The organism is Pontimonas salivibrio, assembly GCF_002950575.1.
Taxonomy (GTDB): Bacteria; Actinomycetota; Actinomycetes; order Actinomycetales; family Microbacteriaceae; genus Pontimonas; species Pontimonas salivibrio.
In genome coordinates this window covers 1,567,900-1,593,521 of sequence record NZ_CP026923.1, presented here as the reverse complement: position 1 = coordinate 1,593,521, position 25,622 = coordinate 1,567,900, and the positions used below count along the sequence as shown (strand labels likewise).

The 25,622-nt window shown below is 59.4% G+C and carries 22 protein-coding genes, 1 tRNA gene and 1 pseudogene; 20 read left to right on the top strand and 4 right to left on the bottom strand.

The window, feature by feature from the left end; translation table 11 throughout:
- Nucleotides 1-75 precede the first annotated feature (75 nt).
- The 4 genes from galE to C3B54_RS07930 all read left to right on the top strand — a co-directional run bounded on the left by galE (nucleotide 76) and on the right by C3B54_RS07930 (nucleotide 5,993).
- A complete protein-coding gene (gene galE / locus C3B54_RS07945) occupies nucleotides 76-1,050 on the top strand; it encodes a UDP-glucose 4-epimerase GalE (RefSeq protein ID WP_104914353.1) in 975 nt (324 codons plus the stop codon).
- A gap of 246 nt (nucleotides 1,051-1,296) precedes the next feature.
- Nucleotides 1,297-1,548: a WhiB family transcriptional regulator gene (locus tag C3B54_RS07940; protein ID WP_170006152.1), complete on the top strand. Its 252-nt coding sequence runs from the start codon at nucleotides 1,297-1,299 to the stop codon at nucleotides 1,546-1,548.
- 7 nt (nucleotides 1,549-1,555) lie between these two features.
- Nucleotides 1,556-4,438 (top strand): glycosyltransferase, encoded by a 2,883-nt coding sequence (locus C3B54_RS07935; RefSeq protein WP_104914015.1) that lies wholly within the window; start codon nucleotides 1,556-1,558, stop codon nucleotides 4,436-4,438.
- Nucleotides 4,431-5,993 carry a DUF5719 family protein gene (locus C3B54_RS07930; RefSeq protein ID WP_104914014.1) on the top strand — a complete coding sequence of 521 codons (1,563 nt, stop codon included), beginning with the start codon at nucleotides 4,431-4,433 and terminating at the stop codon, nucleotides 5,991-5,993. The genes C3B54_RS07935 and C3B54_RS07930 overlap by 8 nt, the downstream gene beginning before the upstream one ends.
- Here the strand turns inward: C3B54_RS07930 and C3B54_RS07925 are convergent.
- Nucleotides 5,990-6,412 carry a hypothetical protein gene (locus tag C3B54_RS07925; RefSeq protein WP_104914013.1) on the bottom strand — a complete coding sequence of 141 codons (423 nt, stop codon included), beginning with the start codon at nucleotides 6,410-6,412 and terminating at the stop codon, nucleotides 5,990-5,992. The two genes, C3B54_RS07930 and C3B54_RS07925, sit on opposite strands and share 4 nt — an antisense overlap.
- Before the next feature lie 39 nt (nucleotides 6,413-6,451).
- Here C3B54_RS07925 and C3B54_RS07920 point away from each other — a divergent pair, with 39 nt between their 5' ends.
- The 9 genes from C3B54_RS07920 to secA all read left to right on the top strand — a co-directional run bounded on the left by C3B54_RS07920 (nucleotide 6,452) and on the right by secA (nucleotide 18,551).
- Nucleotides 6,452-6,679 carry a DUF3499 family protein gene (locus C3B54_RS07920; RefSeq protein ID WP_104914012.1) on the top strand — a complete coding sequence of 76 codons (228 nt, stop codon included), beginning with the start codon at nucleotides 6,452-6,454 and terminating at the stop codon, nucleotides 6,677-6,679.
- A 67-nt stretch (nucleotides 6,680-6,746) separates the two neighbouring features.
- Nucleotides 6,747-8,162, top strand: coding sequence for a phosphomannomutase/phosphoglucomutase (locus tag C3B54_RS07915; protein WP_104914352.1), 1,416 nt, complete (start codon nucleotides 6,747-6,749; stop codon nucleotides 8,160-8,162).
- Between the two features lie 116 nt (nucleotides 8,163-8,278).
- A complete protein-coding gene (gene ahcY, locus C3B54_RS07910) occupies nucleotides 8,279-9,730 on the top strand; it encodes an adenosylhomocysteinase (RefSeq protein WP_104914011.1) in 1,452 nt (483 codons plus the stop codon).
- A gap of 84 nt (nucleotides 9,731-9,814) precedes the next feature.
- On the top strand, nucleotides 9,815-10,519 hold the full coding sequence (gene mtrA, locus C3B54_RS07905) for an MtrAB system response regulator MtrA (RefSeq protein WP_281256235.1): 705 nt from the start codon (nucleotides 9,815-9,817) through the stop codon (nucleotides 10,517-10,519).
- On the top strand, nucleotides 10,516-12,225 hold the full coding sequence (gene mtrB, locus C3B54_RS07900) for an MtrAB system histidine kinase MtrB (RefSeq protein WP_104914010.1): 1,710 nt from the start codon (nucleotides 10,516-10,518) through the stop codon (nucleotides 12,223-12,225). The genes mtrA and mtrB overlap by 4 nt, the downstream gene beginning before the upstream one ends.
- Nucleotides 12,222-13,928, top strand: coding sequence for an LpqB family beta-propeller domain-containing protein (locus C3B54_RS07895; RefSeq protein WP_104914009.1), 1,707 nt, complete (start codon nucleotides 12,222-12,224; stop codon nucleotides 13,926-13,928). Before mtrB ends, C3B54_RS07895 begins: the two co-directional genes overlap by 4 nt.
- 246 nt (nucleotides 13,929-14,174) lie before the next feature.
- Nucleotides 14,175-14,924: a ComF family protein gene (locus C3B54_RS08955; protein WP_245867906.1), complete on the top strand. Its 750-nt coding sequence runs from the start codon at nucleotides 14,175-14,177 to the stop codon at nucleotides 14,922-14,924.
- Nucleotides 14,925-15,002: 78 nt separating this feature from the next.
- Nucleotides 15,003-15,650 (top strand): ribosome hibernation-promoting factor, HPF/YfiA family, encoded by a 648-nt coding sequence (hpf, locus tag C3B54_RS07885; protein WP_104914008.1) that lies wholly within the window; start codon nucleotides 15,003-15,005, stop codon nucleotides 15,648-15,650.
- Nucleotides 15,651-15,710: 60 nt separating this feature from the next.
- The gene (secA, locus tag C3B54_RS07880) at nucleotides 15,711-18,551 is read left to right on the top strand and encodes a preprotein translocase subunit SecA (RefSeq protein ID WP_104914007.1); all 2,841 of its coding nucleotides are present in this window, start codon (nucleotides 15,711-15,713) and stop codon (nucleotides 18,549-18,551) included.
- 25 nt (nucleotides 18,552-18,576) lie between these two features.
- Here secA and C3B54_RS07875 read toward each other — a convergent pair whose 3' ends face one another.
- The gene (locus tag C3B54_RS07875) at nucleotides 18,577-19,044 is read right to left on the bottom strand and encodes an Rv3235 family protein (RefSeq protein ID WP_104914006.1); all 468 of its coding nucleotides are present in this window, start codon (nucleotides 19,042-19,044) and stop codon (nucleotides 18,577-18,579) included.
- A 123-nt stretch (nucleotides 19,045-19,167) separates the two neighbouring features.
- On the opposite strand from C3B54_RS07875, the gene C3B54_RS07870 reads away from it, so the two are divergent.
- From C3B54_RS07870 to C3B54_RS07855, 4 genes are all read left to right on the top strand, one after another.
- The gene (locus C3B54_RS07870; RefSeq protein WP_104914005.1) at nucleotides 19,168-19,800 is read left to right on the top strand and encodes a hypothetical protein; all 633 of its coding nucleotides are present in this window, start codon (nucleotides 19,168-19,170) and stop codon (nucleotides 19,798-19,800) included.
- 94 nt (nucleotides 19,801-19,894) lie between these two features.
- Nucleotides 19,895-20,530, top strand: a complete 636-nt coding sequence (locus C3B54_RS07865) for a hypothetical protein (RefSeq protein WP_158665606.1) — start codon at nucleotides 19,895-19,897, stop codon at nucleotides 20,528-20,530.
- The gene (locus C3B54_RS07860) at nucleotides 20,530-21,942 is read left to right on the top strand and encodes a CpaE/TadZ family protein (protein WP_104914003.1); all 1,413 of its coding nucleotides are present in this window, start codon (nucleotides 20,530-20,532) and stop codon (nucleotides 21,940-21,942) included. The genes C3B54_RS07865 and C3B54_RS07860 overlap by 1 nt, the downstream gene beginning before the upstream one ends.
- A gap of 5 nt (nucleotides 21,943-21,947) precedes the next feature.
- Complete coding sequence (locus C3B54_RS07855; RefSeq protein ID WP_104914002.1) at nucleotides 21,948-23,492, top strand: sensor histidine kinase; 1,545 nt, start codon at nucleotides 21,948-21,950, stop codon at nucleotides 23,490-23,492.
- Nucleotides 23,493-23,572: 80 nt separating this feature from the next.
- Here C3B54_RS07855 and C3B54_RS07850 read toward each other — a convergent pair whose 3' ends face one another.
- Complete coding sequence (locus tag C3B54_RS07850; RefSeq protein ID WP_104914001.1) at nucleotides 23,573-23,821, bottom strand: WhiB family transcriptional regulator; 249 nt, start codon at nucleotides 23,819-23,821, stop codon at nucleotides 23,573-23,575.
- A 186-nt stretch (nucleotides 23,822-24,007) separates the two neighbouring features.
- Here C3B54_RS07850 and C3B54_RS07845 point away from each other — a divergent pair, with 186 nt between their 5' ends.
- Nucleotides 24,008-24,412, top strand: a complete 405-nt coding sequence (locus C3B54_RS07845) for a hypothetical protein (protein WP_158665605.1) — start codon at nucleotides 24,008-24,010, stop codon at nucleotides 24,410-24,412.
- A gap of 28 nt (nucleotides 24,413-24,440) precedes the next feature.
- Here C3B54_RS07845 and bcp read toward each other — a convergent pair whose 3' ends face one another.
- Nucleotides 24,441-24,914: a thioredoxin-dependent thiol peroxidase gene (gene bcp / locus C3B54_RS07840; RefSeq protein ID WP_104913999.1), complete on the bottom strand. Its 474-nt coding sequence runs from the start codon at nucleotides 24,912-24,914 to the stop codon at nucleotides 24,441-24,443.
- Nucleotides 24,915-25,107: 193 nt separating this feature from the next.
- Between bcp and C3B54_RS07835 the strand changes: the two genes are divergently transcribed.
- Both C3B54_RS07835 and C3B54_RS07830 read left to right on the top strand, forming a co-directional pair.
- Nucleotides 25,108-25,183 (top strand) — tRNA-Lys (locus C3B54_RS07835).
- Between the two features lie 130 nt (nucleotides 25,184-25,313).
- A pseudogene (locus C3B54_RS07830) lies at nucleotides 25,314-25,421 on the top strand (helix-turn-helix domain-containing protein); the annotation flags it as partial.
- Between the last annotated feature and the right edge of the window lie 201 nt (nucleotides 25,422-25,622).

The window sequence follows — 25,622 nt, the reverse complement described above, 5'->3', positions numbered from 1 at the left end:
GTGTCGTTGGCTGTGCCGGCGCGTCTGGCTTCTCGTGTTGCCTTCGCCCACAGTCTCCTGGGTAGGCTCGGCATCATGAAATTTCTCGTCACCGGAGGCGCCGGATACATCGGTGGGCATACCGTTTACTCACTAGTTAACGCCGGTCACGAGGTCGTCGTCATCGACGACCTCTCCTCTGGCCGGGCAGAGGTCCTCCCCGAAGGGGTCGTCCTTGTTCGTGGGTCGGTGACGAACCCAGGTGCACTCGATGAAGCGTTTAGCCACCACGTGGACGGGGTAATTCACTTCGCCGGGTTTAAACACGCAGGGGTAAGTGTCGAAAAACCACTCCTGACGTACGACCAAAACGTTGTCGGGATGCTTCGACTCTTGGAAGCTATGGAGCGCGCCGGTGTTGGACACATCGTGTTTTCTTCCACCTCCGCCGTCTATGGCGATGTGGATGCACCGGTTATTCATGAAGATGCGCCCAAAAACCCAGCCTCGCCTTACGGTGAATCCAAACTGGTGGGCGAGTGGATTTTGCGCGACCAGGGTGTTGCCACGGGCCTGAAACACTGTTCGCTTCGGTACTTCAACGTGGTGGGATCCGGGGTGCCAGGTATCTATGACACCAGCCCCTACTCGTTGCTGTCTATGGTGTTCGCCGCGTTGGGTAGGGGAGAAACCCCTGGAGTGTTTGGCACCGACTATGACACCCCGGACGGCACCTGCATTCGCGACTACATTCACGTGCAAGCGCTCGCCGACGCCCACGTCCAGGTGGCTGAAAAGCTTGTCTCCGGTCAGCCCCTGCAGGGCGCCTACAACCTCGGCAGCGGCACCGGTTCAAGCGTGGCGCAGATGATGACCGAAGTGGCGAGAGTCACGGGCATTGACTTTGAACCCGAAGCGTGGCCCCGCCGGGCAGGCGATCCGATGAAGGTTGTCGCCTCCGGTGAGGCCGCAGCCCGCGATGTGGGATGGACCATGCAGCAGTCGGTGGCGGAAATGGTCAGCTCCGCCTGGCGAGAATATTCCGCCGCTCACGGCGTGTCGCGGAAATAATTTCGAAATAGGGTTTACCCCACAGGCACCAGGCCAACCGGCTATTTACCGGGTTTTAATTGAGGCCAACCCCTCTCACCTTCCAGTGAAGCTTGAAAAGACCGGCGTTTTCGGACTTGACGCGGAGGTAATTACACCGATGTAATACTGGAAGTGCCGTGGCCTGTGGCGGTAACAGTAAAGGAGTAGAGAGTGGCGGAATTTCGCAACTCAGTCCCGGACAACTGGTTTGTCGACCCGGTTCAACTGGGCATCCCAGGAGTCCGCGACCACGATGACGGGGCGTTGGCGTGGCAGGCAGATGCGCTGTGTTCACAGACCGACCCAGAAGCATTTTTTCCCGAAAAAGGTGGCTCCACCCGGGAGGCAAAAAAGATTTGTCAACAGTGCGAAGTGAGCTCCGAATGCTTGGAGTACGCCCTGTCTAACGACGAGCGTTTTGGCATTTGGGGTGGGCTCTCCGAGCGCGAGCGTCGTCGCCTGCGTCGGCGCGCCTAGCGGGGAGATGCGCCGCCGGGTCCACGCCGTCGTCATTGCCCGCAGGCGCGGCGATCGGCTCATCCAGACCCTTGAAGCTCTGCGCGCCCAACGGTTAAGCCCCGATACCACCGTTGTGGTGGACCTTACCGGCGATGCCTCCTCCGAGGAAATGTTCCGCGAACAACTCGGGCGAGACAGTACGGTCACCATCGTTCCCGGCCGCCTGGCAATGGGCTGGTCGGAAGCGCTCAATGTCGCCCGCATGACACTTCCCGAAGACGGATGGATGTGGGTGTTGCGCGATGACACCACACCCCAAGACGACGCGCTCATGCACTTACATTCAGCGGTGGACGGGGCGCCATCGGTAGTGGTGGCAGGACCTAAACAGCGCATGACAGACCATCCTGGATGGTTGCGCGAATTTGGCGAAACCATCACCGTGTGGGGTGAGCGTCAAGCCATCGTCGACCGTGAACTCGACCAGGGTCAATACGACCGGATGAGCGACGTGATGGCTGTCGGAGACGCGGGCATGCTCATCCAATTGGGAGTGTTCGACGCGTTAGGGGGAGCAGATCCCGCACTTGACCCCCTCGATGCTCCTCTCGATTTGGGAATCCGCGCCCGACTCGCCGGACACCGCGTCATGGCGGTACCCCAAGCGGTCATATTTGTGGAACGCGGGCCCGCTGATTGGCGCGCCGGCAAAGACCTTGGCAGTGCAACCATGTTCCGCTTAGATCGGGCGACTTGGCTCTACCGCCGCTTTGCCTACAGTCCTTGGTGGGCACTCATTCCCCTCGTTGTGGTGGCTCTGCCTGGCGCGTTGGTGCGCTCGGCGTGGCAATTTGCCACCAAACGGCCCGATCTGGCCGTATCCGAAATCGTCGCCACCCTCTACGCCCTCTGGCGCCTGCCCCAAGCGATTGTTGCCAAAATGCGCTTGGGCCAATCAAAATCGGTGAGTTGGGCGGCCATCGCCCCGCTTCGAATGTCGCCCGGCGACCATCGACGCCGCCGGCAATTGCGCGCCGAAGCGCGTTTTGCCTCCGCAGAAGAATCCGCCAGGGCTCTTACCCGGCCGGCCTTCTGGCCTGCTGGCGCCTGGCTGATTGTGGGCTTAGCAGCGTTAGGGGCGCTCATTTCAGGCCCGCTGGTGGGCGCTCGCGCCCTCGTGGGGGGAGGACTGTTGCCTCTGGCGACCTCCATCGAATCGCTGTGGGCTGAGGTCCGATGGTTACAGCCTTACACAGTGGGTGAAGTGTGGGGCCAACAGCTTGTGCCCGCTGATCCGGCGAATCTGGTGCTGGCCCTCATCGGGTCCCTCACCTGGTGGTCACCCTCACTGGCATTAGTCGGTTTGTGGTTTGCCGCACCACTCATTTCCGGATTAATCGCCTGGTGGGCGGGTTCCCAATTTTTGCAACGCCAACTGGCCACCACCGTGTTTGCCGTCGTATGGGTCCTGCAGCCGACATTCATTCTGGCTCTCACCGAAGGGCGCTGGCAGGCGGTTGTCCTCCACATGGCCCTGCCGTGGTTGTTTGCCACGATGTTGACCGCGCATACCTCCTGGCAACGGGCAGCGGCCGGTGGTTTTGCCACTGCGCTGGTCACCGCACTGGCCCCCGTGCTGTGGCCGGCAGTCCTGGTCGGCTGGCTTGTGGTGATTCTCGCGAAGGGGTGGAAGCAGCCCGGACGTGCACTGCTGGGAACCCTGCCCTTGGCGCTTGTCCCCGCTCTCGTGTGGTGGATTCCCCGCTGGGCCGCACCCGGAGAAATCGGCTTAGTCGAAGGTTTAGGGCGATTTCTCGCCGACCCTGGGGTGGCACAAGCTGCTGGAGAGGCTAACTGGTGGTGGTACCTGCTGGGCTGGCCGGTAACCCCCACTACTGCCGAGCTTGGTGGGGTGAGCTTCGAGCTCAGCACGATCGCCCTATGGTTGGCCATTCCTCTCGTGGCCCTAGCGCTCGCGGTCTTCTCGACGCGACGTGGTGATATCCAGGTGGCCTTGGGTGCTTTTATCTTCGCCGGTCTTGTGACCGCAGTGAGCGCGGAGGGGATTTCGCAGGGGTATTTGGGTACCCAACTGGTATCCATCTGGCCGGGCAGTGCGGTGTTTGTCATTGTCTTAGGCCTGGCTGCTGCAGCGGCGTCCACTGTGGACGAGCTTCAGCCGGAATCGTTTGCCTGGGGTGCTGGTGTGGGTGCACGGCGAGCATCCGCCGGGGTCCTTTCAGTTGCTGTGGTTGTGACAGCGCTCGCCGCCATCACCCCCCTCGCCGGTGGTATCTGGGGCGATCAGTCAGTCGTGCAGGCTCGGGCCGAAGCGCGCACCGTGCCGGCCATCGTTGCGGCCGAGGCGCGTTCACATCCCGCTCAAGGCACGTTGATTATTACCCAGGGAGCCACACCAGAAGTATTCGAGACCTCCATCGTGCGCGGGGTGGGCAACACTCTTGAGCGGCAAAGCTCTCTCTATCGTCAGCGACCAGTCGGCACCGACAACTTGGCAGCACAGCGCGCTGCGCTCGTGGCCACCATCGTTCAACCTACTAGCGCTGACCCGCGTGCCAGTCTTCGAGATCTCGGCATTCGCTTCATCTTGTTTCGAGGTGACCCCGATAGCGATGCGGCGTTAACGATCGGACAGCGTTCCTACTTCATCCAATCTGGCGCCACCGACGAATCAGTCCTCTTTCAAGTGGACCTCGGCGACCCCGAGGTCCCCGAAGAAATCCCCCCCACCCCGAGTCAGGCCCGAGCGGATGGCTTGTGGCTGGTGACCTGGCTGCTGTGGGGTGTGTTGGCACTGCCCACCGAACGCACACCCCGTCGACGCTCAGAAGAGGGCGACGACGCGTCCTCCCTTCAGCGAGTGTTAGATGAGGACACCGATGACTGAGCCGAATTCGACCAACCCCGATACGACCAACCCCGATACGCCCAATCAGGCGTCCGATGCCGCAGCCCGTCAGGGGCAACACGGTCTAACAGGTTCGCGGGGTCTTGGGAATAGCCAGGCACCTTCAGTGGCTCGTATTGGCTCAGCAGCCTTGGGGCTTATCCTGTTGGCGGGTTCGCTTGGGGCTGTGAGCCAAAACATCCCCCAGTCGGTGGTGTCAGCGCTACCGGGCCCAGCCACCACCCTTCAGCCCATTGCGGCTACCGCGGAGGCACCCAACCAGCAGGTGATTTGTCCCGGCCCCTTCCTGACATTCGTCGCCCAAGAAACCACCCCCCGAGGTTTTTCCGACCCCGAGCTGACCCGACTGGGTTCACAGAGCACTGAAGTGACCCTGGAGTCTGAAGACTTTTTGCAGGAATTTGCGGGCACTGACGGTGACCTAGCGCCTGCACCCGTATTTCTTGAGCAACCCGCAGAAGCAGGCTTTTTGGGAGCAGCCAGTAGCGCTCGAATTGACAGTATTTTCGCGTGGGGTCTCGCCGCCCAAACCTGCCAAACTCCCGTCTCGGAGGGGTGGTTAGTGGCAGGGTCCACCTCAACCGGTCGCCAGGGAGTCATTTCACTGTCTAACCCTGGCTCGGTGCCGGCCACCGTGGATCTTGGCGTGTATGGCCAATCTGGTCCGGTCACTGCGCCGGCCGGGCGAGGAATTTTGCTCCAGCCTGGCGAGCGTCGCGTGTTTAGCCTCTCGGGGCTCGCGCCCGCCGAGGAGTCACCCGTGATTTCGATGCGCAGTGCCGGAACACCGGTCAGTGTGACCCTGCACACGGCACTCATTCGAGGGCTGGATCCTGACGGTGCGGACCTGGTGGGGCTTCAAGGTGCACCCTCCACCCTCCGGGTGTTACCCGGTATGTGGTTGGAATCCGAAAATGCTCTCGCCCGGGTGAGTGGCCAAGACGGCTATAGCGATATTGGCCCGGTGTTGAGGTTGTTGGCGCCGGAGGTCGACGCTCAGGCTGTGGTGCGGGTGATCCGACCGATCGCCGGTGATGTGGTCAGCGAAGTGTCGCTCGAGGCGGGACGAGTATTTGATATCGCCTTGGACACCCTCGGCGAAGGCCACGCCGCTGTCGTGATCGAATCTGACCAACCCATTGTTGCGGGCGTAAAACACTCCAGTGTGGGTGATCCTCGGACCGATCTCGCCTGGTTGCCCTCCGCCCCACTCATTAATGGACCGGGCAGCGTGGTCGTGCCGGGCGGACCCGATGCGACTTTGCACGTGGTCAATAACGCTGACCAACCTGGAACGCTGAAGTTTGCCCGAGTCTCCGAAGACGGTGAACAGGTGCTCGCTGCGGGTGAGATTGATCTGCCCGCACAGGGGCTCAGCGTGCGCAGCCTCGGCGGAGGGGGCGGGGCATACATTTTTGAATCCGATGTCGAAGTGGCTATCGGTGTGGTGTTACGTGAGGACGGCGAGTTGGCCAACCTTGTCGCCACACCACCACCGGCTGCGTCGCCTGAAATTCTCGTCTACGCCCGTTAGCGATCCCGCCCCGGTGCGAGCTGCCAAGGGTCCATGCCGGTAAGTTCCGCTACCGCCCGAATCACCACCGATTCGACCACCATGCGTTCAAACCAGCGGTCTTCTGGATGGTGGTGACCGAGGCGTTCAATGGGTAGGCGAAAAAGGTGGACGGTGTTGGCGGCTTTATCCACCCTCCAGCGGGCGACACCCGGCAGTGTGGAGGGCTGGTCGGGCATGGCGTGAATGACGAGGATTGTTTCTCGAAGCTGTTCTGGGGCCACCTTTTTCAGGTGTTCCATCATGGCTTCCACAATGTCGATGAACGCATCCGAACGGCGTCTCTTTGGAGCCAAGAGTGGTCCCACCACCAGCGACCGGCCCGGTCGGCGGCTTCGACCGTGGTCGGCCAGAAGGGGCGAAGATTGGCTGCGCGTCATCCCTCCACGCTAGTGGCGTCGGCGCTAGCCTGGGGCATCATGCGTGAGCGACGACCCATCGAGCGTCGGTGCAGCAAAATCAGTTGCGAACAGACCGCACAGCACACCCTGACCTATGTGTATGCCGACCAGGAGGTCGTGATTGGGCCACTGGCCGTGCAGGCGGAACCGCACTCTTATGACCTGTGTGCTCCACACGCCACAGCGTTGACAGCCCCACAGGGCTGGCAGGTGGTGCGCTACCGCCCGGAGCCCGATTTCTACTGAGTAGGCTGGCTGGGTGTCGAGCCACGAGTCACTACCCGAGTCACTACCGGACGGGTCCAACAACTCCATGGCCATTTCTGCCGTGGACGCAATCGTCAAAAGCTACGACATTCGGGGTGTGGTGGAAAACCAACTCACCCCACTCGTCGCCTACGCCTTAGGGGTTGCCGCGGTAGCGGAGCTGGGCCTGGAGGGTAAAGGTTTCATTGTTGGACACGACATGCGACCCAGCTCGCCCGAGCTGGCCAGAGCGTTGGAAGCGGGTGCTCGCGACTCCGGCGCGAATGTGCGGTCAGTGGGCTTGGCCTCGACTGACATGGTCTATTTCGCCTCCGGTCGCTTCGATGAAGCCGCCGCGATGATTACCGCCAGTCACAACCCTCCCGAATACAACGGCATCAAGTTTGCCAAGGCGGGCGCCAAAGGCGTCAGCTTTGATAACGGGTTATCGGGTATTCGCGATCGCGCCAAAGCGTGGTTGGGCAAGGACATCCAGGTCACCATCCCCGCGGAGCCTTCAGGGGTGACCGACGTGTTGATTGGTTACGCAGAGTTTTTGCGCAGCCTGGTGGACATTTCGGATGGTCGCCGCCTGAAGGTGGTTGTCGATGCGGCAAACGGGATGGCCGGTTATACGGTGCCGGCCGTGTTGGGCACTGGCGTGGGTTTAGACGAGCTTCCCCTCGACGTTGTTCCGCTCTATTTCGAGCTGGATGGTACCTTCCCGAACCACGAAGCAAACCCATTGGAGCCCAAAAACCTGGTCGATTTACAACAGGCTGTTGTGGCCCACGGCGCGGATGTTGGTTTAGCGTTTGATGGCGATGCGGATCGGTGTTTCGTCGTTGATGAGAGGGGTGAGCCGGTGAGCCCCAGCGTGGTCGGGTCGATTGTCGCCAAACGAGAAATCCGGAGGGTGCGAGAAACCTCCGGTGAGGACACCCCCACCGTGTTACACAACCTGATTTGTTCGCGTGTGGTGGCTGAAACGATTGCCGCCGAAGGCGGCATCCCCGTGCGGACTTCGGTGGGCCACTCGTTGATTAAAGACGTGATGGCCAGAACTAATGCAGTGTGTGGTGCTGAACACAGCGCCCACTACTACTTCCGAGACTTTTTTGGCGCCGACTCTGGCATGTTGGCGGCCCTGCACGTATTGGCTGAGCGCGGTGCTGCGGATGTGCCGCTGAGTGAAATTGCCAAGGACTACATGCCCTACGTCCAGTCGGGGGAAATTAACACCAGGGTGAGTGACGTTCACGCGGTGGTCCAGCGCATCGAACAGGCTTTTGATCAGCGGGCCACCATTGACCGCCTTGACGGGTTGACTGTCACAGGACCCGGTGAAGGCCCCGCAATGTGGTGGTTCAACGTTCGAGCCTCCAACACCGAACCCTTACTTCGGCTCAATGTGGAAGCAGGCTCACTGGACACCTTGGACGCGGTCACCTCAGAAGTTCAGGCACTGATTGCCGCAGAGTAGCTCTGCCGAGTAACCCTGGGTAACTCTGCGTCACGGGGGTCGCACGCGGCATATCTAGGCGAAGTGTTTACCTTCAGTGACGACTCTGTCAGCTTTCTGGTGGCACAATAGGAAACATGTTGACTGCTACCCCACTCCAATACCGCGTCGCCGACCTTTCTCTTGCTGAGTCAGGCCGCCACCAAATTCGCCTCGCCGAGCACGAAATGCCCGGCCTGATGGCTCTTCGTGAAGAGTTTGGTCCCCACCAACCCTTAAAGGGTGCCCGGATTACTGGTTCGCTGCACATGACCGTGCAGACCGCGGTCCTGATCGAAACCCTCGTCGCACTCGGTGCTGAGGTGCGTTGGGCGTCGTGCAATATTTTCTCCACCCAAGACGAAGCCGCTGCGGCCGTAGTGGTCGGAAACGGCACCGTCGACGACCCTCAAGGTAGCCCCGTGTTTGCCTGGAAGGGTGAAACCCTCGACGAATACTGGTGGTGCACCGAACAGATTTTTGACTGGTCGGCTCACGGCCACAACGGGCCCAACATGATCTTGGATGACGGTGGCGACGCCACCATGCTCGTGCACAAGGGTGTCGAATTTGAGGCAGCCGGTGCGGTTCCCGAACCCCAAGCGTCTGACCCTGCCGAATGGCGTGTGGTGTTGGGTGTGTTGGCAAAGAACCTCGCTGAGGCTCCAGGTAAGTGGACCGAAATTTCTGGCGACATTATCGGCGTCTCGGAAGAGACCACAACAGGTGTGCACCGCTTGTACGAATTTTTCAAAGCCGGCTCACTGTTGTTCCCGGCCATCAACGTCAACGATTCGGTCACCAAGACGAAGTTTGACAACAAGTACGGCATCCGCCACTCGTTGATCGATGGCTTAAACCGCGCCACCGACACCCTCATCGGCGGCAAGGTCGCTCTCGTTGCCGGCTACGGTGATGTGGGTAAAGGCTCTGCTGAGTCGCTTCGCGGTCAAGGTGCCCGCGTGATTGTCACCGAAATTGACCCCATTTGCGCCCTGCAGGCCGCGATGGATGGCTACCAGGTCGCCAAGTTGGAAAGTGTCATCGACCAGGTAGACATTTTCGTGACCTCGACGGGCAACAAGGATGTCTTCACGCTCGATCACCTTTTGGCGATGAAGCACCAAGCGATTGTCGCCAACGTGGGGCATTTCGACAACGAAATCGATATTGCCGGTTTGGAAAGCCTCAAAGGCGCAACCAGCATCGAAATCAAGCCCCAGGTGCACGAATGGCAGCTTCCCAACGGTCGCAGCGTGTTGATGCTAAGCGAAGGGCGTCTGATGAACCTCGGTAACGCCACTGGCCACCCGAGCTTCGTGATGAGTACTTCGTTTGCCAACCAGGTCCTCGCACAAATCGAACTCTTCCAGTTCCCCGATGCGTACCCCATTGGTGTGCACCTGTTGCCGAAGAAACTGGATGAGAAAGTTGCCAGGCTCCACCTCGATGCTCTCGGTGTGGAACTGACCGAATTGTCTGACGAGCAGGCCGCCTACATTGGTGTGGCAAAGGAAGGCCCCTACAAGGTCGACCACTACCGCTACTAAGCGTTATCCCCCGGTTCCCCGGGGGATAACCGGTGTAGGCTCATGCTCCATTAGGTTGACCCGCAGTGGCCGGAGGTGAGGGACGTGGCGAACATTTTGGTCGTCGATGACGATCTCGCGCTTTCGGAGATGATCAGCATCATGCTGCGCGGTGAAGGCTTCGACACCTTCTTAGCCCCTGATGGCCAAACCGCGCTCGACCAGTTAGCCACGGGTGCGCCTGATTTGGTGCTGCTGGATGTGATGCTGCCAGGGATGAACGGCGTCGACGTCTGTCAAAAGATTCGTGAAGCCAGCGGAATTCCCATCATTATGTTGACCGCAAAATCGGATTCGTCCGATGTGGTGCGCGGTTTGGAATCGGGTGCCGACGATTATGTCGTCAAACCGTTTAACCCGAAAGAACTTGTCGCCAGAATTCGCACAAGGCTTCGACCCGCGCAAGAAACCCATCACACGGAACTTCGAATTGCGGATGTGGTCATTGACGTACCCGCCCACGAAGTGCGGCGAGCGGGTGAGCGGGTCAGTTTGACCCCGCTGGAGTTCCAACTCTTGCTTACGTTGGCGCTGAAGCCCCAACAGGTGTTTACCCGTGAGGCACTGTTAGAGGAAGTGTGGGGCTATCGCTATAAGGCAGATACCCGGCTGGTGAACGTGCACGTCCAAAGGTTGCGCTCAAAAATTGAAACCGATCCGGATCATCCCGTCGTAATTGAAACGGTGCGCGGTGTGGGGTATCGCTCGGGGGCGCTTTACAGCGCTGAGGGGTTGACCCAGGCCGAATGATGTGGGGCAGCCTTCGTTGGCTTCGCCGAGCACTGGCCAGTCCCCTCCGGCTCTGGCGGGTGTCACTACTCACCAGGACTGTCGTGGTCGCGGGGTTGCTCTCCGGTCTGGCGGTGACCGTCATCGGTGGTTACATGTCGCTCACCATCCAAGACAGCCTTTTTGAGTCCCGCCGCGAACAAATTGTGGTGGAAAGCGTGCGAACAGGCACACAGGTCCAGTCACTGTTTGACAATTCGGTCACCCAAGCTGGCACCATCGACGTCGAAACGGCGAACTCATCAGCACAAACCGCCATCCGCACCACACAGTCATCGCCCGGCGCGGGAGGTTTTGCCATTTTGCGAACACCTGGACAAATCACCGACCAGACGATGACCTCCACGTCGACTGCCGGTTTAGATATTTCCGTCGTGTCCAGTCAAATTCGACAAGCTGTCGTTCAAGACCCCTCTCGGGTGCACTACCAGTCGGTGGCACTGAGTGATGGGGCGGGGGCGATTCCTGCGTTAGTGACCGGTTCGGCTATCCAGGTCCCCAGTGCCGGACAATACGAGCTGTACATGGTCTATGACCTTTCCGGGGTGCAGGCGACGCTGACGTTGGTGCAACAAACCCTTATTGTGGGCTCCATCCTCCTTGTGGTGCTCATTACCGGGGTGACCTGGCTGGTGGTGCGCTTGGCAATCGGCCCTGTGCGCATCGCTGCCCGCACCGCGGAGCGGCTTGCCGAAGGGTATTTGGAGGAGCGCATCGAAGAGCGCGGTGAAGATGTGATCGCCACCCTCGCCCGGTCGTTTAACAAGATGGCTGACAGTATGCAGTCTCAGATTGTTCGATTGGCGAAACTGTCCCAACTCCAACAACACTTCGTCTCCGATGTGTCCCACGAACTGCGCACACCCTTGACGACCATCCGGTTGGCTGCCGATGTTCTTTACGACAAACGAGACGAGTGGGAACCCCAATCGCGCCGCAGTATCGAATTATTAGTCGCCCAAATTGAACGCTTTGAGCTGATGCTCACCGACCTACTCGAAATCAGTCGCTATGACGCTGGCGCGGTGACGCTCGATCGTGACCAGGTCAACCTCGTGGAACTGCTGGAGGATTGCTTGGAACAGTTGGCCCCGCTGGCCAACCAACGAGGTTCTTCCCTAGTCCTAGAAGTTCTCGGTGGTTACGGTGATGTGGAGGCAGACTCGAGGCGGGTGCGGCGGGTGTTGTTGAACTTTGTTGGTAACGCCATCGACCACGGGGAAGGCAAGCCGATTGTGGCGTTTGTCGATTCGGATCAAGACACCGTGTCGGTCGCAGTTCGAGACTGGGGTGTGGGAATGACGACGGAGGAAGCTGCCCGAGTATTCGATCGTTTTTGGCGGGCCGACCCGTCCCGCCAACGCACCACAGGTGGTACCGGTTTGGGTCTGGCTATTGCCCAAGAGGATGCCATTGCCCACGGCGGGTTTATTGACGTGTGGTCGGTAGCGGGAGAGGGAAGCTGTTTTCGACTCACCCTGCCCCGCCGTGCCGGCAAAGTTGTCACCCACTCACCGTTGCCTTTGCCTCCAGAGAGCGACCACCCAGATATTGGCACCACGGTCCACTCCGGTCCCGCTCCGGATGCAAAGCCCAGCGACAGGCGAGAGGGCGGCACTGTTTCGGTTAACCCTGAGGTGACCAGTGCAGCGGAGGTTACTCCGTGATTCGCCTTCGACGCCTCATGCGCATACCGGCAATCCTGCTCGGTGCCGCACTGTTTCTTGCCGGTTGTACCCAAATTCCGTCAGCGGGGGATGTGCAGGCCGTTGACCCACAGTCCGTGGTGAGCGACGATGACGTGGATTTTCTGCCACCTGGACCCTCCACAGGGGCGAGCCCCAGTGACATCCTTCAAGGTTTCATTGCCGCTGGTGCTGCAGCTCAAAACAACTACCGGGTGGCCAGAAGCTTCCTCACCGCCGACTTCGCCGATCAGTGGAATCCCAACCAGTCAGCACTGATCCGACAGGGTGAGTCGCGCATCATCGACCAGGGCTCTGCCGGCGTGATCTACGAGGCACAAATTATTGCCAGTGTTGATGATTCGGGTCGCTATGAAGCGGCCGCATCACCCACCACTCAAGAGTTGGAATTTTCCCTGGAGCAGAAAGACGGGCAGTGGCGAATTGCGTCTGCACCCGATGGCATCATTCTCACGGACACGGCTTTTGTGGAAGCGTTTGAGAGCTACCAGCTCTACTACTACTCGTCGGACTACCGAGAGTTAGTGCCGGACCTGCGGTGGTTTGCCTCCCGAGGTGACGTTCTCACGAAAGTGATTCGGGGTTTGCTCGATGAACCCTCCTATTGGTTGGGCGGTGGTGTGACCGCTTCAGCATTCCCGCCTGGTACCCAATTGGTGCTCTCGCCAGTGCCTGTGGTCGACGGTCAAGCACAAGTCGATGTGAATGAAGCAGTGGTGGATGCCAATGCGACCCAGCGTGAGCGAATGTTGCTGCAGCTCACCACCACCCTCTCGCAAATTTCGGGTGTGTCCGATGTGGTGATCACCTACAACCAAACACCGATTCGTATTGTCACCACCGATGAGAATCAACCGGTGCTGACCTCGGGGCGTGACCCGAGAAGCCTCGTCGTTCGGGGCCTCGATTTCGGTTACCTTCAGGCGGGGCGCATCGACAGCATTGAGGGCCTGGAGCAGGCCATCGTGTCGCTCAGGCCCGAGAAAGTCTTTTTCAATCAGTCCCTGCAACAAGCCGCAGTCCTCGGCGAGGAAGGGGTGTGGCGGGTGACCGAGAGTGGGGCCAGTGATGAGCCGTGGGATGTGCGAGAAGGCCTCATTCGGCCTTTCATTGACTCCTGTGGGTTCACGTGGTCGATGACACAAACTCCAGGCGAAGACGCGCTTCGGGTGTTCCCCAGAGTTGTGGTTGATCCGGAGACCAACCTCACAGTGTTACCGGTGGACCTACCGATTGAATCTGGCGTGGTGACGATGGAAATCGCTCGCGATAACACCCGACTGTTGTTGCTGGTGCAAACCGACCAAGGCGTTCGGGTGTTGTTGGCCGGAATCCAACGTGGGCCGGACTGTGAACCATTAGGTCTGGGTGAGTTTGTTGAGTTGAGCCCGTTAGCGAATACTGCTGTGGATGCCGCTTTTGTCGACGACACCACAGTGGCCGTTGTCACACGCGATGGTCCAGCAGGTGAAGTAGTCCTTCAAGATGTCAACGGGCGAGTGACCTTGGCGGGCCGACCGGGCGCCCCCCACACGTTGGTTGCCGGAGTGGGCGGCGTGTCTGGCCTTCGACTGCTGAGCGAACAGGGCACCATTTTCCAACCCCGGGGTAACGGTTGGCAATCCACCGGTGAGCGTGCGAACGTCCTCGTCACCCAACGCTAAGCGGGGGAGCGGCCCCACCAATCGGCATCGACGGTCTGAGAGCCTTCCGGTCGGGAGCCACGCCGAGCGCCTTCTCGCAGGCGGCTGTAGGCCACCTACCGCCCTCTGACCGCCATCCACTCTGTGTTTCTTCCGTTGCCCACCCCCGACCACCCCGGTTGTCTACAGAGGGGCCCTATTGAAGAGCACCCACCAACTGCTGGCGTTGGAGTACTTGATCGGGGTGTTGTTCACCACAGTGTTGCCGTGAACAGTGAATCGATTGCTCGCGCGGTGGTGAACATTGTGCTGCCGGTGTCGTGTGTGGGGTGTGGGGAGCCTGACACGCAGTGGTGTTCCCACTGTGCCGCCACTTCAACACGCCACCACCAGCCCACCCTGGCGTGGCGGCAAGCCCTATGGGGCACTCCAGTGTGGTCTGTCGCCGACTATGAGGGCACGTGGCAGCGGGCAGTGGTGTCCTGGAAAGACCGTGGTGCTAGTCGGCTCGCCACACCCTTGGGACACCTGATGGCGCAGGTGCTGGAGCGGCTGAACTTCTCCAGCGATCGACTGGTAGTGCTTGTCCCCGTACCGTCATCTCTGGGTGGGTGGGTTGCCCGAGGGGTTCAGCCCACCCTCGCACTGGCTCACGCCACTGCCCACGCGTGGAATGGCACGCATCAGGGTGTCGCTAGTGGCAGCTCACCCACGGAGAGTTCATCGGGTCAGGCTCTCCCGAGGGTGATCGTGGGGCAGGGGCTCCGTCGAGGGGGAGGTCTGTCACTGCTTGGACAGTTTTTTTCTAGGCCCCATCGAAGGAAACGGCGCTCCAGGAGCACCCGCTTGGCTAAGCCTTCACGATTTGTGGCAAAACGCTGGCTGAAAGGCCACCGGGTTGTCTTGATCGACGATGTGCTCACCACGGGCAGCACGCTCGAGCAGGCTGCTTCGGCCGTGCGAAGGGCGGGAGGGCAACTGGTCGGGTGTGTGGTGTTTGCCGCAAAACCTTTGTGACGCCGATAAAAATGGAGGACTACGCTGGGGCTACAGCATCTGTGGGACACCACAGGTGAGAAACACTTGGAGGTCGCTATGGACATCACTCTTCTCGCACACGACATTGCCATTCCGGATCGCTTTCGCGACTACGTCAATGAAAAATCTGATCGGGTGCTGGCTCTTGCCGAAAACGCTATGACATTCCAAGTGAAGCTGAACCGAGAAAATTCCAGCCGTCAGGGCCCCTCAGAGGACAGTGTCGAGCTGACCGTGATTGGTAAAGGGCCGGTGATTCGTGCCGAGGCACGAAACGCCGACAAATATGCCGCTTTCGATGAAGCTGTGGACCACTTGGTTCGGAGGCTTCGCCGGGCGAAAGAGCGCCGGGACCCCCAACACGCGAAGCACCGTGCAAAGTCAATGGGTGAGGTCAGTGCCGAATCGTTTGCCGACATTGACATCACTCCAGCGAGCGTCGAAGTGATTCGCAGTGTTGAAACCGGCGCGATTCCCACCATCAGTGAAGAAGATTTGGCCGCGATGGACGAGTCGGAAAGCCCGGTCGTGATTCGCAAGAAACTCTTTCCCGCCGAGGCAATGAACGCTGAAGACGCCGTGGACAAGATGGAACTGGTCGGACACGACTTTTATCTCTTCATCGACACCGACACTCAGCGCCCTAGCGTGGTCTACCGGCGCAAGGGTTGGCAGTACGGCGTGATTGCTCTGAAGGAGAGCTAAGCGGCGGTTGGTAGCATGAGGCAGTAATCTTCCAAACCTCGGTAAGGGGCGAAATAGTCCGTGGCTAATCCTTTTGAGCGCGTATTGCGTATGGGCGAGGGGCGAGTCCTCCGCCAGCTCCACCAAGCAGTGAAAGCTGTGAACCACCTCGAAGACGACTTCGTCACCCTCAGTGATGAGGACTTGAAGGACGAAACAAACGACCTTCGTGAACGCTACGCGGCCGGTGAAACCCTGGATGACCTGCTGCCGGAAGCGTTTGCTGCCGTTCGGGAAGCCGCAAAAAGGACCATTGGGCTGCGGCACTTCGATGTGCAAATCATGGGTGCTACCGCCCTCCACCGCGGCAATATCGCGGAGATGAAAACCGGTGAAGGGAAAACACTGGTCGCCACGTTGGCTGCTTACCTCAACGCCCTCCCCGCTCGCGGCGTGCACGTGGTGACAGTCAATGACTATTTGGCGAAATATCAGTCTGAGCTCATGGGCCGGGTCTTTCGCGCACTGGGCATGTCCACCGGGTGTGTGCTCTCCGGTCAAACCCCGGAAGAGCGTCGCCTGCAGTACCAGTCGGATATTACCTACGGCACCAACAACGAATTCGGCTTCGACTACCTACGCGACAACATGGCCCTTGCGAAAGCGGACCGTGTCCAGCGGGGGCATTTCTTCGCCATAGTCGATGAGGTCGACTCCATCCTCATCGATGAGGCGAGAACCCCGCTCATCATTTCAGGTCCTGCATCGGGGGAAGCAAACCGTTGGTTTGCTGAGTTCGCGAAAATTGCAGAGCGTCTGGTTCCCGAAGAAGACTTTGAGGTCGACGAGAAAAAGCGCACCGTGGGTGTGCTCGAATCCGGCATTGAAAAAGTTGAAGACTATCTCGGTATCGACAACCTTTACGAGTCGGCGAACACCCCGCTCATTTCATTTTTGAATAACGCCATCAAAGCCCGCGCATTGTTCAAGCGCGATAAGGACTATGTCGTCATTAACGGCGAAGTGCTCATCGTTGATGAGCACACCGGTCGTATTCTCGCCGGACGCCGCTACAACGAAGGTATTCACCAGGCAATTGAAGCCAAAGAGGGCGTCGCGATTAAGGCGGAGAACCAAACTCTGGCCACGATTACCCTGCAGAACTATTTCCGGTTGTATAAAAAGATTTCCGGTATGACCGGTACGGCCCAAACCGAAGCCAGCGAATTTATGAGTACCTACTCGCTGGGTGTTGTCCCCATTCCTACCAATAAGCCGATGATTCGGATGGATCAGTCGGACCTGATTTACCGCGACGAAGACGCCAAGTTCCGTCAGGTTGCCAGAGACATTACCGAGCGCCACCAGAAAGGCCAGCCGGTTTTAGTGGGAACGACCAGCGTCGAAAAATCCGAACGGATTTCCCAAATGCTGGCCAAGGCGGGCGTGAAACACGAAGTGTTGAACGCAAAAAACCACGCCCGTGAGGCGTCAATCATCGCCCAGGCGGGTCGCCTGGGCGCAGTAACCGTGGCGACCAATATGGCTGGTCGTGGAACCGACATCATGTTGGGTGGAAACGCAGAATTCTTGGCCGTCCAGCAGATGACGGAAAAAGGCTTAAGCCCAGTGGACACCCCGGAAGAGTATGAAGCCGCCTGGGATGAAGTGTTCGCTGGGGTTCAGGCTGCCTGTGAGGAGGAGGGCGAGAAGGTTCGCGCCGTGGGTGGCCTCTACGTGTTGGGGACCGAGCGTCACGAATCGCGTCGTATCGACAACCAGTTGCGTGGTCGCTCGGGTCGACAGGGTGACCCCGGTGAGTCGCGCTTCTATCTTTCACTCCAAGACGACCTCATGCGTCTATTCAATGCGGGGGCTGCGCAGTCTCTGATGGCGCGCACAAGCGATGACGATGAAGACCTCGCCATCGAATCAAAGGTGGTCTCGCGCGCGATCCAGTCTGCCCAGTCGCAGGTCGAGGCACGTAACGCCGAAGTGCGAAAAAACGTTCTCAAATACGACGACGTGTTGAACCGTCAACGCCAAGCCATTTACGAGGACCGTCGACAAATTCTCGAAGGCGACGACATTTCCGATCAGGTGACGGCGTTTGTTGAAAAGACCATCACCGCGGTGATTGCCGAGAAGCTTCAAAACGTTGCCCCGGAAGATTGGGACCTCGAGGGTCTGTGGACTGAGCTGAAAACCCTTTACCCCATTGGCATTACCATCGACGAACTCGTTCAGGAGCTCGGTCAGCGCGCAACCGTTGAGGACGTCACCACAGAAATCCTCTCGGACTGCACCATCGCGTATCAAAAGCGCGAAGAAGCTTTGGGCTCTGCGGTGATGCGTGAGTTGGAGCGCCGCGTGGTCTTGAGCGTCGTGGACCGACGTTGGCGCGACCACCTCTACGAGATGGACTACCTGAAAGACGGTATTGGTCTGCGCGCAATGGCCCAACGCGATCCGCTGGTGGAATACCAGCGCGAAGGTTTTGCCCTGTTCCAGTCGATGATGGGACAAATTCGCGAAGACACTACCGGGTATGTGTTCAACCTCGAAGTGCAAATCCAACAGCCCACTGCCCAGGTGGGACCGATCGTGTCGGCGAAGGGGCTAGTGGATCAGGCTCCGCAGCAAAACCTCAGCTACACGGCTCCGACCGCGGATGGCGATGTGGAAGTGCGCAACCAGTCGGGTCAGGTTGTCCAAGCACCGGCAGCGCCTGCGGTGAGCCAAACCTTCCAAAGCCAGCAAGGGGTTCAAGTGGGGGCTCCAGCAGCCAGACAGACCACTGCGGGGCCACCACCAGGTACTGCCACGCGGGGTACTTTTGGTCAGCAGGGTGGAGGTCAGCAGGGCCAGCAACCTTCAGCGAATCGGGCTCAACGCCGGGCCGCGAAACGTCGCAAAAAGTAACCCACCTGCAGGTCACTGCACCGCATCACAGCATGCTGAAAGATGTGGCGCGCCAACGATAGTCAATGCCTTCTAGTCGGATGGCGACAGCGCGGACTCGTGCAGGGCCTCGCACGATGACGGAGGCTTCGACGACGCCGTCACGGGGTGTGCTGACGATGGCGTTACCAATACTGAATTGGGGTCTTGTCGGTGTGGACCCTGCGGGGGCGTGGCCTACTGACATGCGCTTCGCGCGCAGCGCGACCACTCGGTAGACGTCTTCGGTTACCCACCGGGAAAACTGTGCGGGTTCGCGCAGTCCGTAAACACACTCGATAATTCCGGCGACCAGCCGGAGGGTGAAGTCTTTCGGGTCGGGTAAGTCCAGTGAAGATGTGGGTTGAGGGCCAAATACTTCAGAGTTTTCTACTTGTCGGTACCTCGTGAGTGGACTGGTGTCGGCTGGATTCCAGGCGACATATCCGTGCGAAGTGCTGTCGTGATCTGGCATTGCGTCGTCCTTACTGGGGCGCCTGCCCCTGGTTGGAGGATTGGCCGGGTGTGGGTCACCGTAGCCAGTTATGGGGACGTACCAGGGAGCGTGTCGCAAAAATGTGGATAAGTCGAGAAAAAAATGCTGTCTACTTTTTATCTTTTTCTTGTGAACCTCAACAACATCAGCCAGCAACCTGAAAATTATTCGTACAATGATGCGGCTTTGTGGTCGCACGAGGCGACATTGGCGCCATCGGGAGACGATGTGCAAAGAGCCTCGACTCTGGCCCAACGCTTTGCGGTGAACCGTCAGCGCAAGGAGCCGGTGGAAATCGAGCTTCCTGGCCGGGTGCGGTGGACAGTGGCGATCCGGGCGGTGGGCGCCCAGTGGCTCTCAGCAGAAACTAGAGGCACTGAGCCTCGCGGGCTGGTCATCAGTTACCGAGCGATTGTTGCGGTCACAGGACTTTCGACAGGGAATGCTGTCCGGGCCCCCGTGTTGACGGTTGGCATGTTTCAGGCCGTCGCCGAGAGTATTCGTCGAAACCCGCGGGTAGTACTCGGGGTTGGGGGGAGCCAATTCGTGGGCGTGGTGGCTCACCTAGCCGATGACTATCTGGAGTTGCTACCAAGGCCCGGGTTGCCGTCTTCCGGTACTAGATCGAGGGGACCAGTCCCGGGGTCCGAGCCCTCGAGTTCACCCGAGAGTGTCGTCATACCGCTGATGCGCGTGGATTACCTGCGCTGGTTAGAACCTGGGGATAGTTTCTGACGACCCTCCCTCACGCGAGACACCCTGGAGTGCACAGAAGGTATGTGCACTGAAGGTATGCACTAATGGAAGAGACAGTGGAGGGGAGTGCTCGGTGAGTAGAACAGGGACGCGTGGCCGAATGGCTCGGTTGATTCTTGGCCTAGGCATTGTCGGAATTTCCGTGGGTGGAGTGTGGTGGGTGGTCGGCAGTGTGAACCACCTAGAGCCCTACCTCATCGCCACCCAAGACGTGACCCCGGGGCAGCGATTGGCTGATGTGTCGACCCAGACGGTGTATTTGGGGACCCCGTCAGGTAATCCTGGCCTCCTGACCCCCGAAGCTCTTGACACACACGGGAGCCTGATTGCCGAGACCACTCTTTCTCGTGGCAGCGTCCTACTCGAGGGTCACTTCGTCCAACCTGCACCCTCCGACCAGAGTGCCTTTAGCGTGCAAGTCAGTAGCGGCGGTGCGGGCTGGCTCAACACAGGCCATTACGTGGATGTGTGGATTAGTGCCCCCATGGAAAACCAGCAGTTTGCTATCCCGGTTGTGGCTGCGCCGGCTGCCCGGATTGTGGCAATCCGGGCAGAGGAAGGTTTCGCAGCGAATCCAGAAGTGGTGCGAGTCGATTTGGCCGTCACCAGCCGGGACCTTCCTGCTCTGGTGCACGCGTTGGCAAACGGTTTTGATATTCAACTGAGCCCTGCGGTGGACCCCCGCCTGGAACCCTCCAAGGAAAACTGATGCGCACCGGTTTTCTCCTCAATGATGCCCACTGGGTCGTCGTCCAACAGGGACTACCAGAAGGCCTGGTTGACACACAATGGGTGAGTGGTGACCCCGGTGAAGCGACAGAGTTTGTGTCGGTGGGTGGCCTTGATCTCGTTGTGGTTGAAGCGAGTGAGAAATTTCTTACTGCGGACCTCGTGCAGGCAGCCGACCGCGGTGGAATCATGTTGGCTGCGCTCATTACCCACGCGGGGGCTGAGCAGTGGGCTGACCAACGTGGGGTGGGCCACCGGCTCTACCAACCGGAGGACCTTCTAGCCCTCGTTGCGGGAAAGGGGGGCTCACCACTGCTTGACGCTTCGCCTGATGGGGTGCCTGGTCCACAACACGCTGCTGAGCCTGGTAGTTCCCTCCCTCAGACGTCTCGACGCGGAACACTCACCGTGTTCTGGGGTCCACACGGTGCCCCCGGGGCAACCACGCTGTGTGTGAGTACCGCCAGTGTGTTGGCTAGGCAGGGGCTTTCGGTGTGCCTTGTGGATGCGGATGCGAGGGGCGGGGTCATTTCCCCCGCCTTGGGGGTGTTAGACCCTATCCCGGGTTTCCTCGCCGCGATTCGTTTGGCGGGAAAGGGCGAATTAAACGCTGAACACATCACACGCCTTGTCTGTCCATACTTGTCGCCTCCGACAGAATTTTCGATACTGACAGGCACACCGCGTGGCTTAATCCCGGGTGAAGTGCCCCGGGATTCGCTCGATGCCCTCATTGGCATCCTCCGAGAGCTCTTTGACGCGGTGCTCTTCGACACTGGAAGCGATATATCGCTCAGTGGCGAGGATCGCAGGAGCACTGGCGCCGACATCACTTCCCACATCGCCTCCAGAGCAGACGCCATTGTGGCGGTGTGCGGGGTCAGTCCAGCTGGTGTCGCCCGCTTTGCGAGGGCACTGCCTGAACTAGAAAGCCAGGCAGTGGGCACACCCGTTCGAGTGTGGCTCAACGGTGTTGATACGTCCCGACGGGCAGTCGGTGATGACGCAATGTTGCGTGAAGCACTGTGGCGTTTTGCGGGCCTTAGTGAATACGCGGCTTTGCCTCGGGACACCTCACTGTTTCTGGAGGCGGAGCGAAAAGCGCTGAGCCCCATCGATGTGAATCCCCAGTCGGGTTTTGCCCACGCACTCCGCCACGAGTTGGCCACTTTCACTCTTAGCCGTTGGGGTGAAGAAGACACTTCTCACACGATGAATGCGCCGCCCGCTGTCGCGGAGGACCGGGCTCGCGCCACAAGACGGGGCGAGCGTGAATTACCAGTCAAGAGCCGCAGTCACCCACAGGGGCCGCCGGAGGTGGCGAAGCGAGGCTTTCCCGCACTGGTAGCGAATCTTCGGCGCCGTTGGCTAAAGCTCACCGCGTTACGCTAAGGGTTGTGCCCCTTGCAAGCAATAAGCGATTCGCCCAGGCCGGCTTGAATGACGCCGACTCTGCCTGGCTGCACCAAGTAATCAGCGAAGGCCAGTTACTGGCCGATCTTGCCTTTGCGGACATTGTGTTTTGGGTACCTAACGCTGAGGGTGATTTTGAAGCGGTCGCCCACTTGCGTCCCTCGTCATCAGCGACACTGTTTTACCGGGATGTTGTGGGTACGGCTCCTCGGGCCGAATGGAAAGAGCTGATGGATAAGGCCTATCTCACAGGCGCCATCGTCGACTCCAGTGCCCCCGACTGGTATGAAAACACTCCAGCCCGCGTCCGCGCCGTCCCCGTGGGGAGGCGGGGCGCCCCCGGCAGGGGTGTGCCGCCGAGGGCCGCCGGTGAAAAAGCAGGGCAACCGGTCGCTTTGCTGACACGCCACTCCAATCTGAGTGAATCGCGGATGCCTTCCCGGCTTGAGCTCACCTTCAACGAGTGCGCTAACGACCTGTTTCGCATGTTGGCAGAGGGCCAGTTCCCGGACCCTGATGGTCCGTCACCGCCCGCACGGGGTGCACCTCGGGCGTCCGATGGGTTGATTCGCTTAGACATGACCGGTCGGGTGACGTTTGCCAGCCCCAATGCGCTTTCGGCGTTTAGCCGGCTGGGCTACGACAAAGAATTAGAAGGAGGCGTGCTGGCTGAAGCGACCACGTCGCTTCTCACCGGCACGCTCATTGTTGATGAATCGTTGCCCTTGGTGGTGAGCGGCCGGGCGCCGTGGCGAAGTGAAATTGAATCGAACGGTGTCACCGTCAGCCTTCGAGCAATTCCTCTGAAATCGATGGGCGATCGCATCGGTGCGGTGGTGCTCTGTCGCGATGTGACCACCCTGCGCCGGCAAGAGCGGGAATTGATTACGAAAGATGCGACGATTCGTGAAATTCACCACCGTGTGAAAAACAATCTACAAACGGTGGCCTCGCTGCTTCGCATCCAGTCTCGCCGTGCGGTTGATGAGAAAGCCAAAGACGCGCTGAACCAGGCGATGCGGCGAGTCGCCGCCATCGCCGTAGTACACGACACCCTCTCGGAGGGGCTCAGCCAAAACGTCGACTTCGACACCGTCTTTGATCGGGTATCGAGCCTGGCGGCTGAAGTCGCTTCCGGGACAAACCCCGTCGTGAAACCGGTGTTTTATGGAAGTTTTGGCATTCTGCCGAGTGAATACGCCACACCGCTCGCCCTCGCATTGACTGAACTGGTCACCAACGCCGTGGAACACGGAGTGAAAGGCCAGGTCGGTGGGGTCGTGCAGATTACTGCCGAGCGTGGGCCAGACCGCCTTCGGGTGGTTGTGCGCGATAACGGCAGTGGCCTACCCGATGGGGTCGTCGGCGAAGGCCTTGGCACCCAAATTGTCCGAACCCTGGTCGAGGGTGAGTTAAGCGGCACCATTTCTTGGCACACCACCCAGGGCGAGGCGACCGAAGTCGTCATCGATGTGCCCCTGCAGTACCTGCAAGAAAAACCTGTCACCCAAGCAGTCCCGACCGTTTAGGTCCGATTAGGTGCCAAACACACCGAGAAGGTGTGATGCGACGGCCCGCGTGAAGACGCGCGGCGTGAAGATGGGATGCGTTAGGACGCGCGACGGGCGCGCGCAGCGCGACGCTTCAGGGCGCGACGCTCATCTTCGCTGAGGCCACCCCAGACACCGGAGTCCTGGTTGGTGTCCAGCGCATACTGCAGGCAGTATTCGGTGACCGGGCAGGTCGAGCACACAGCTTTTGCGCGGTCGATCTGCTCAACGGCAGGTCCAGTGTTGCCCACGGGGAAGAAAAGTTCCGGGTCGACGGTTAGGCAGGCAGCTCGGTCACGCCAGTCCATGGTGTTGCTCCTTGTATTGTCTGGGATTCGCCATTCGAATCCGTGTCGTCTCGCGGCCTCGGAGTGGGAGCCAGATTTGTTCGCTTTGGGACCCACAGTCCGCCCACTCCGATGTGAACGTCGCGAAGACTAGGAGCTAGACTGACACATTCCCGGGCTTCAATCAAGAGTTGAAGGATAAAAGTTTTGGCTAAGTCGGAAAATTCTCAGACTCCATTAAGGGTTGTGGTGGGAATTTCCGCCCTGGAAACACTCGCGCTGCTCGTTGCCGCCGGTGTGCTGGTGGTCGAGCTGTTCATTGCCACACCGGATTCTTATGGGTCAGCAATTTTCCTGACGCTCATTGTCGCCGGCTTTGCCGTGGCCCTGGCAGCGGTCACGGTGGGACTGTGGCGTGGTGCCACAGCGGCCAGAAGTGCGTCACTGGTGTGGCAGGTGCTGCAAATGGGTGTGGGTCTTGCGAGCGACAGTGGGGAATTTGGTATTCCCCTAGTGGCGCTCGCCGTAGCGGTCCCGGCGGTGACCGTGATTGGTTTGATCTTGTTCAACCACACGGTGCGAGAACACTTCAGTGACGGTGACGCGCTCTAGCGCGCCACCTACCTGAGCGGCCTAGTTGCTACGCGTCGATACCGAGCTTCTTACGCAAGCTTGCAACGTGACCGGTCGCCTTGACGTTGTAGAGGGCGTGTTCAAGAGCGCCCTGTTCGTCAATGACAAACGTTGAGCGGATCACACCGGTGACCGTTTTGCCATACATCGACTTCTCGCCGTAGGCACCGTAGGCGTTGTGAACGGCGAGGTCCGGGTCGCTCAGAAGCGGGAAACCTAAGTGCTCCTCGTCAGCGAACTTCTGCAGTTTGGGAAGGTCATCCTTCGAGACACCGAGAACGTGGTAGCCCTCGCCTTGGAGGGAGGCCATGTTGTCGCGGAAGTCACACGCCTGCGTTGTGCAACCCGGTGTTGATGCGGCGGGGTAGAAGTAGAGGATCACTTTCTTGCCCGCAAAGTCTGCGAGAGACACAGTGTTGCCGTCTTTATCGGGCATGGAAAAGGTGGGTGCGGTATCTCCGGCGGCGAGTTTTGACGACATGAATCCTCCAGGGGAACAGTGGGTGGAAACCAAACCAATAGCTATCTAGAACCTTACGGTAGGTGCCGTATCTGAGGGTCGGCCGAGTGATGCTTGGATGTGTTTCCCGCCGCGCCGGAACGGCACACTCGCTCTCCTTGGTGCTATTCGGGAGGGTGCTAGGCTTATCAACCGGTTCGAGTGATGAGCCAGAGCACCTCTAGCTCAATTGGCAGAGCAACTGACTCTTAATCAGTGGGTTCCGGGTTCGAGTCCCGGGGGGTGTACCAGCGCTGTGTATTACTTCGGGTGATGGTTGACATTTCTATGTCGCCTGATCCTTGACACTGTTTCGGGTGATGCTTGACAGTTATGTCGGGTGATGCTTGACACTTTCTCCATGTTTTGGAAATCAGTGTTATGGAACAGCGTTATCAGGCCGTGCTTGCGGTGATTGCGGATGGTCGTGGGGTGGGCGAGGTTGCTGCTCAGTTCGGGGTGTCGAGGCAGTCGGTGCATGCGTGGCTTGGCCCCAAGAGAGCCCCGCATTGAAGGTGCCGTGAATACTTGTCAACCGTCCAAGTGGATTTGGGCACCATAATTGATCACACGGAATGTGAGGCAAAAGTCACCGTAGGCGAGGCGCTCCAACTGCTTTCGCAGGGGGCTTTGGATGATAAAAGGACCACTAATTGACGGTGTTGGTCCTCGAGTCCCTCTCGAAGCCAC

Excerpts from the sequence above, each read along its gene's own strand:
- C3B54_RS07850 (WP_104914001.1), bottom strand. The coding sequence starts at position 23,821 with ATGGACTGGCGTGACCGAGCTGCCTGCCTAACCGTCGACCCGGAACTT.
- mtrB (WP_104914010.1), top strand. The coding sequence starts at position 10,516 with ATGATGTGGGGCAGCCTTCGTTGGCTTCGCCGAGCACTGGCCAGTCCC.
- C3B54_RS07925 (WP_104914013.1), bottom strand. The coding sequence starts at position 6,412 with ATGACGCGCAGCCAATCTTCGCCCCTTCTGGCCGACCACGGTCGAAGC.
- hpf (WP_104914008.1), top strand. The coding sequence starts at position 15,003 with ATGGACATCACTCTTCTCGCACACGACATTGCCATTCCGGATCGCTTT.
- C3B54_RS07920 (WP_104914012.1), top strand. The coding sequence starts at position 6,452 with ATGCGTGAGCGACGACCCATCGAGCGTCGGTGCAGCAAAATCAGTTGC.
- C3B54_RS07930 (WP_104914014.1), top strand. The coding sequence starts at position 4,431 with ATGACTGAGCCGAATTCGACCAACCCCGATACGACCAACCCCGATACG.
- galE (WP_104914353.1), top strand. The coding sequence starts at position 76 with ATGAAATTTCTCGTCACCGGAGGCGCCGGATACATCGGTGGGCATACC.
- C3B54_RS07860 (WP_104914003.1), top strand. The coding sequence starts at position 20,530 with ATGCGCACCGGTTTTCTCCTCAATGATGCCCACTGGGTCGTCGTCCAA.
- C3B54_RS07915 (WP_104914352.1), top strand. The coding sequence starts at position 6,747 with ATGGCCATTTCTGCCGTGGACGCAATCGTCAAAAGCTACGACATTCGG.
- bcp (WP_104913999.1), bottom strand. The coding sequence starts at position 24,914 with ATGTCGTCAAAACTCGCCGCCGGAGATACCGCACCCACCTTTTCCATG.
- C3B54_RS07935 (WP_104914015.1), top strand. The coding sequence starts at position 1,556 with ATGCGCCGCCGGGTCCACGCCGTCGTCATTGCCCGCAGGCGCGGCGAT.
- C3B54_RS07875 (WP_104914006.1), bottom strand. The coding sequence starts at position 19,044 with ATGCCAGATCACGACAGCACTTCGCACGGATATGTCGCCTGGAATCCA.
- C3B54_RS07870 (WP_104914005.1), top strand. The coding sequence starts at position 19,168 with ATGCTGTCTACTTTTTATCTTTTTCTTGTGAACCTCAACAACATCAGC.
- ahcY (WP_104914011.1), top strand. The coding sequence starts at position 8,279 with ATGTTGACTGCTACCCCACTCCAATACCGCGTCGCCGACCTTTCTCTT.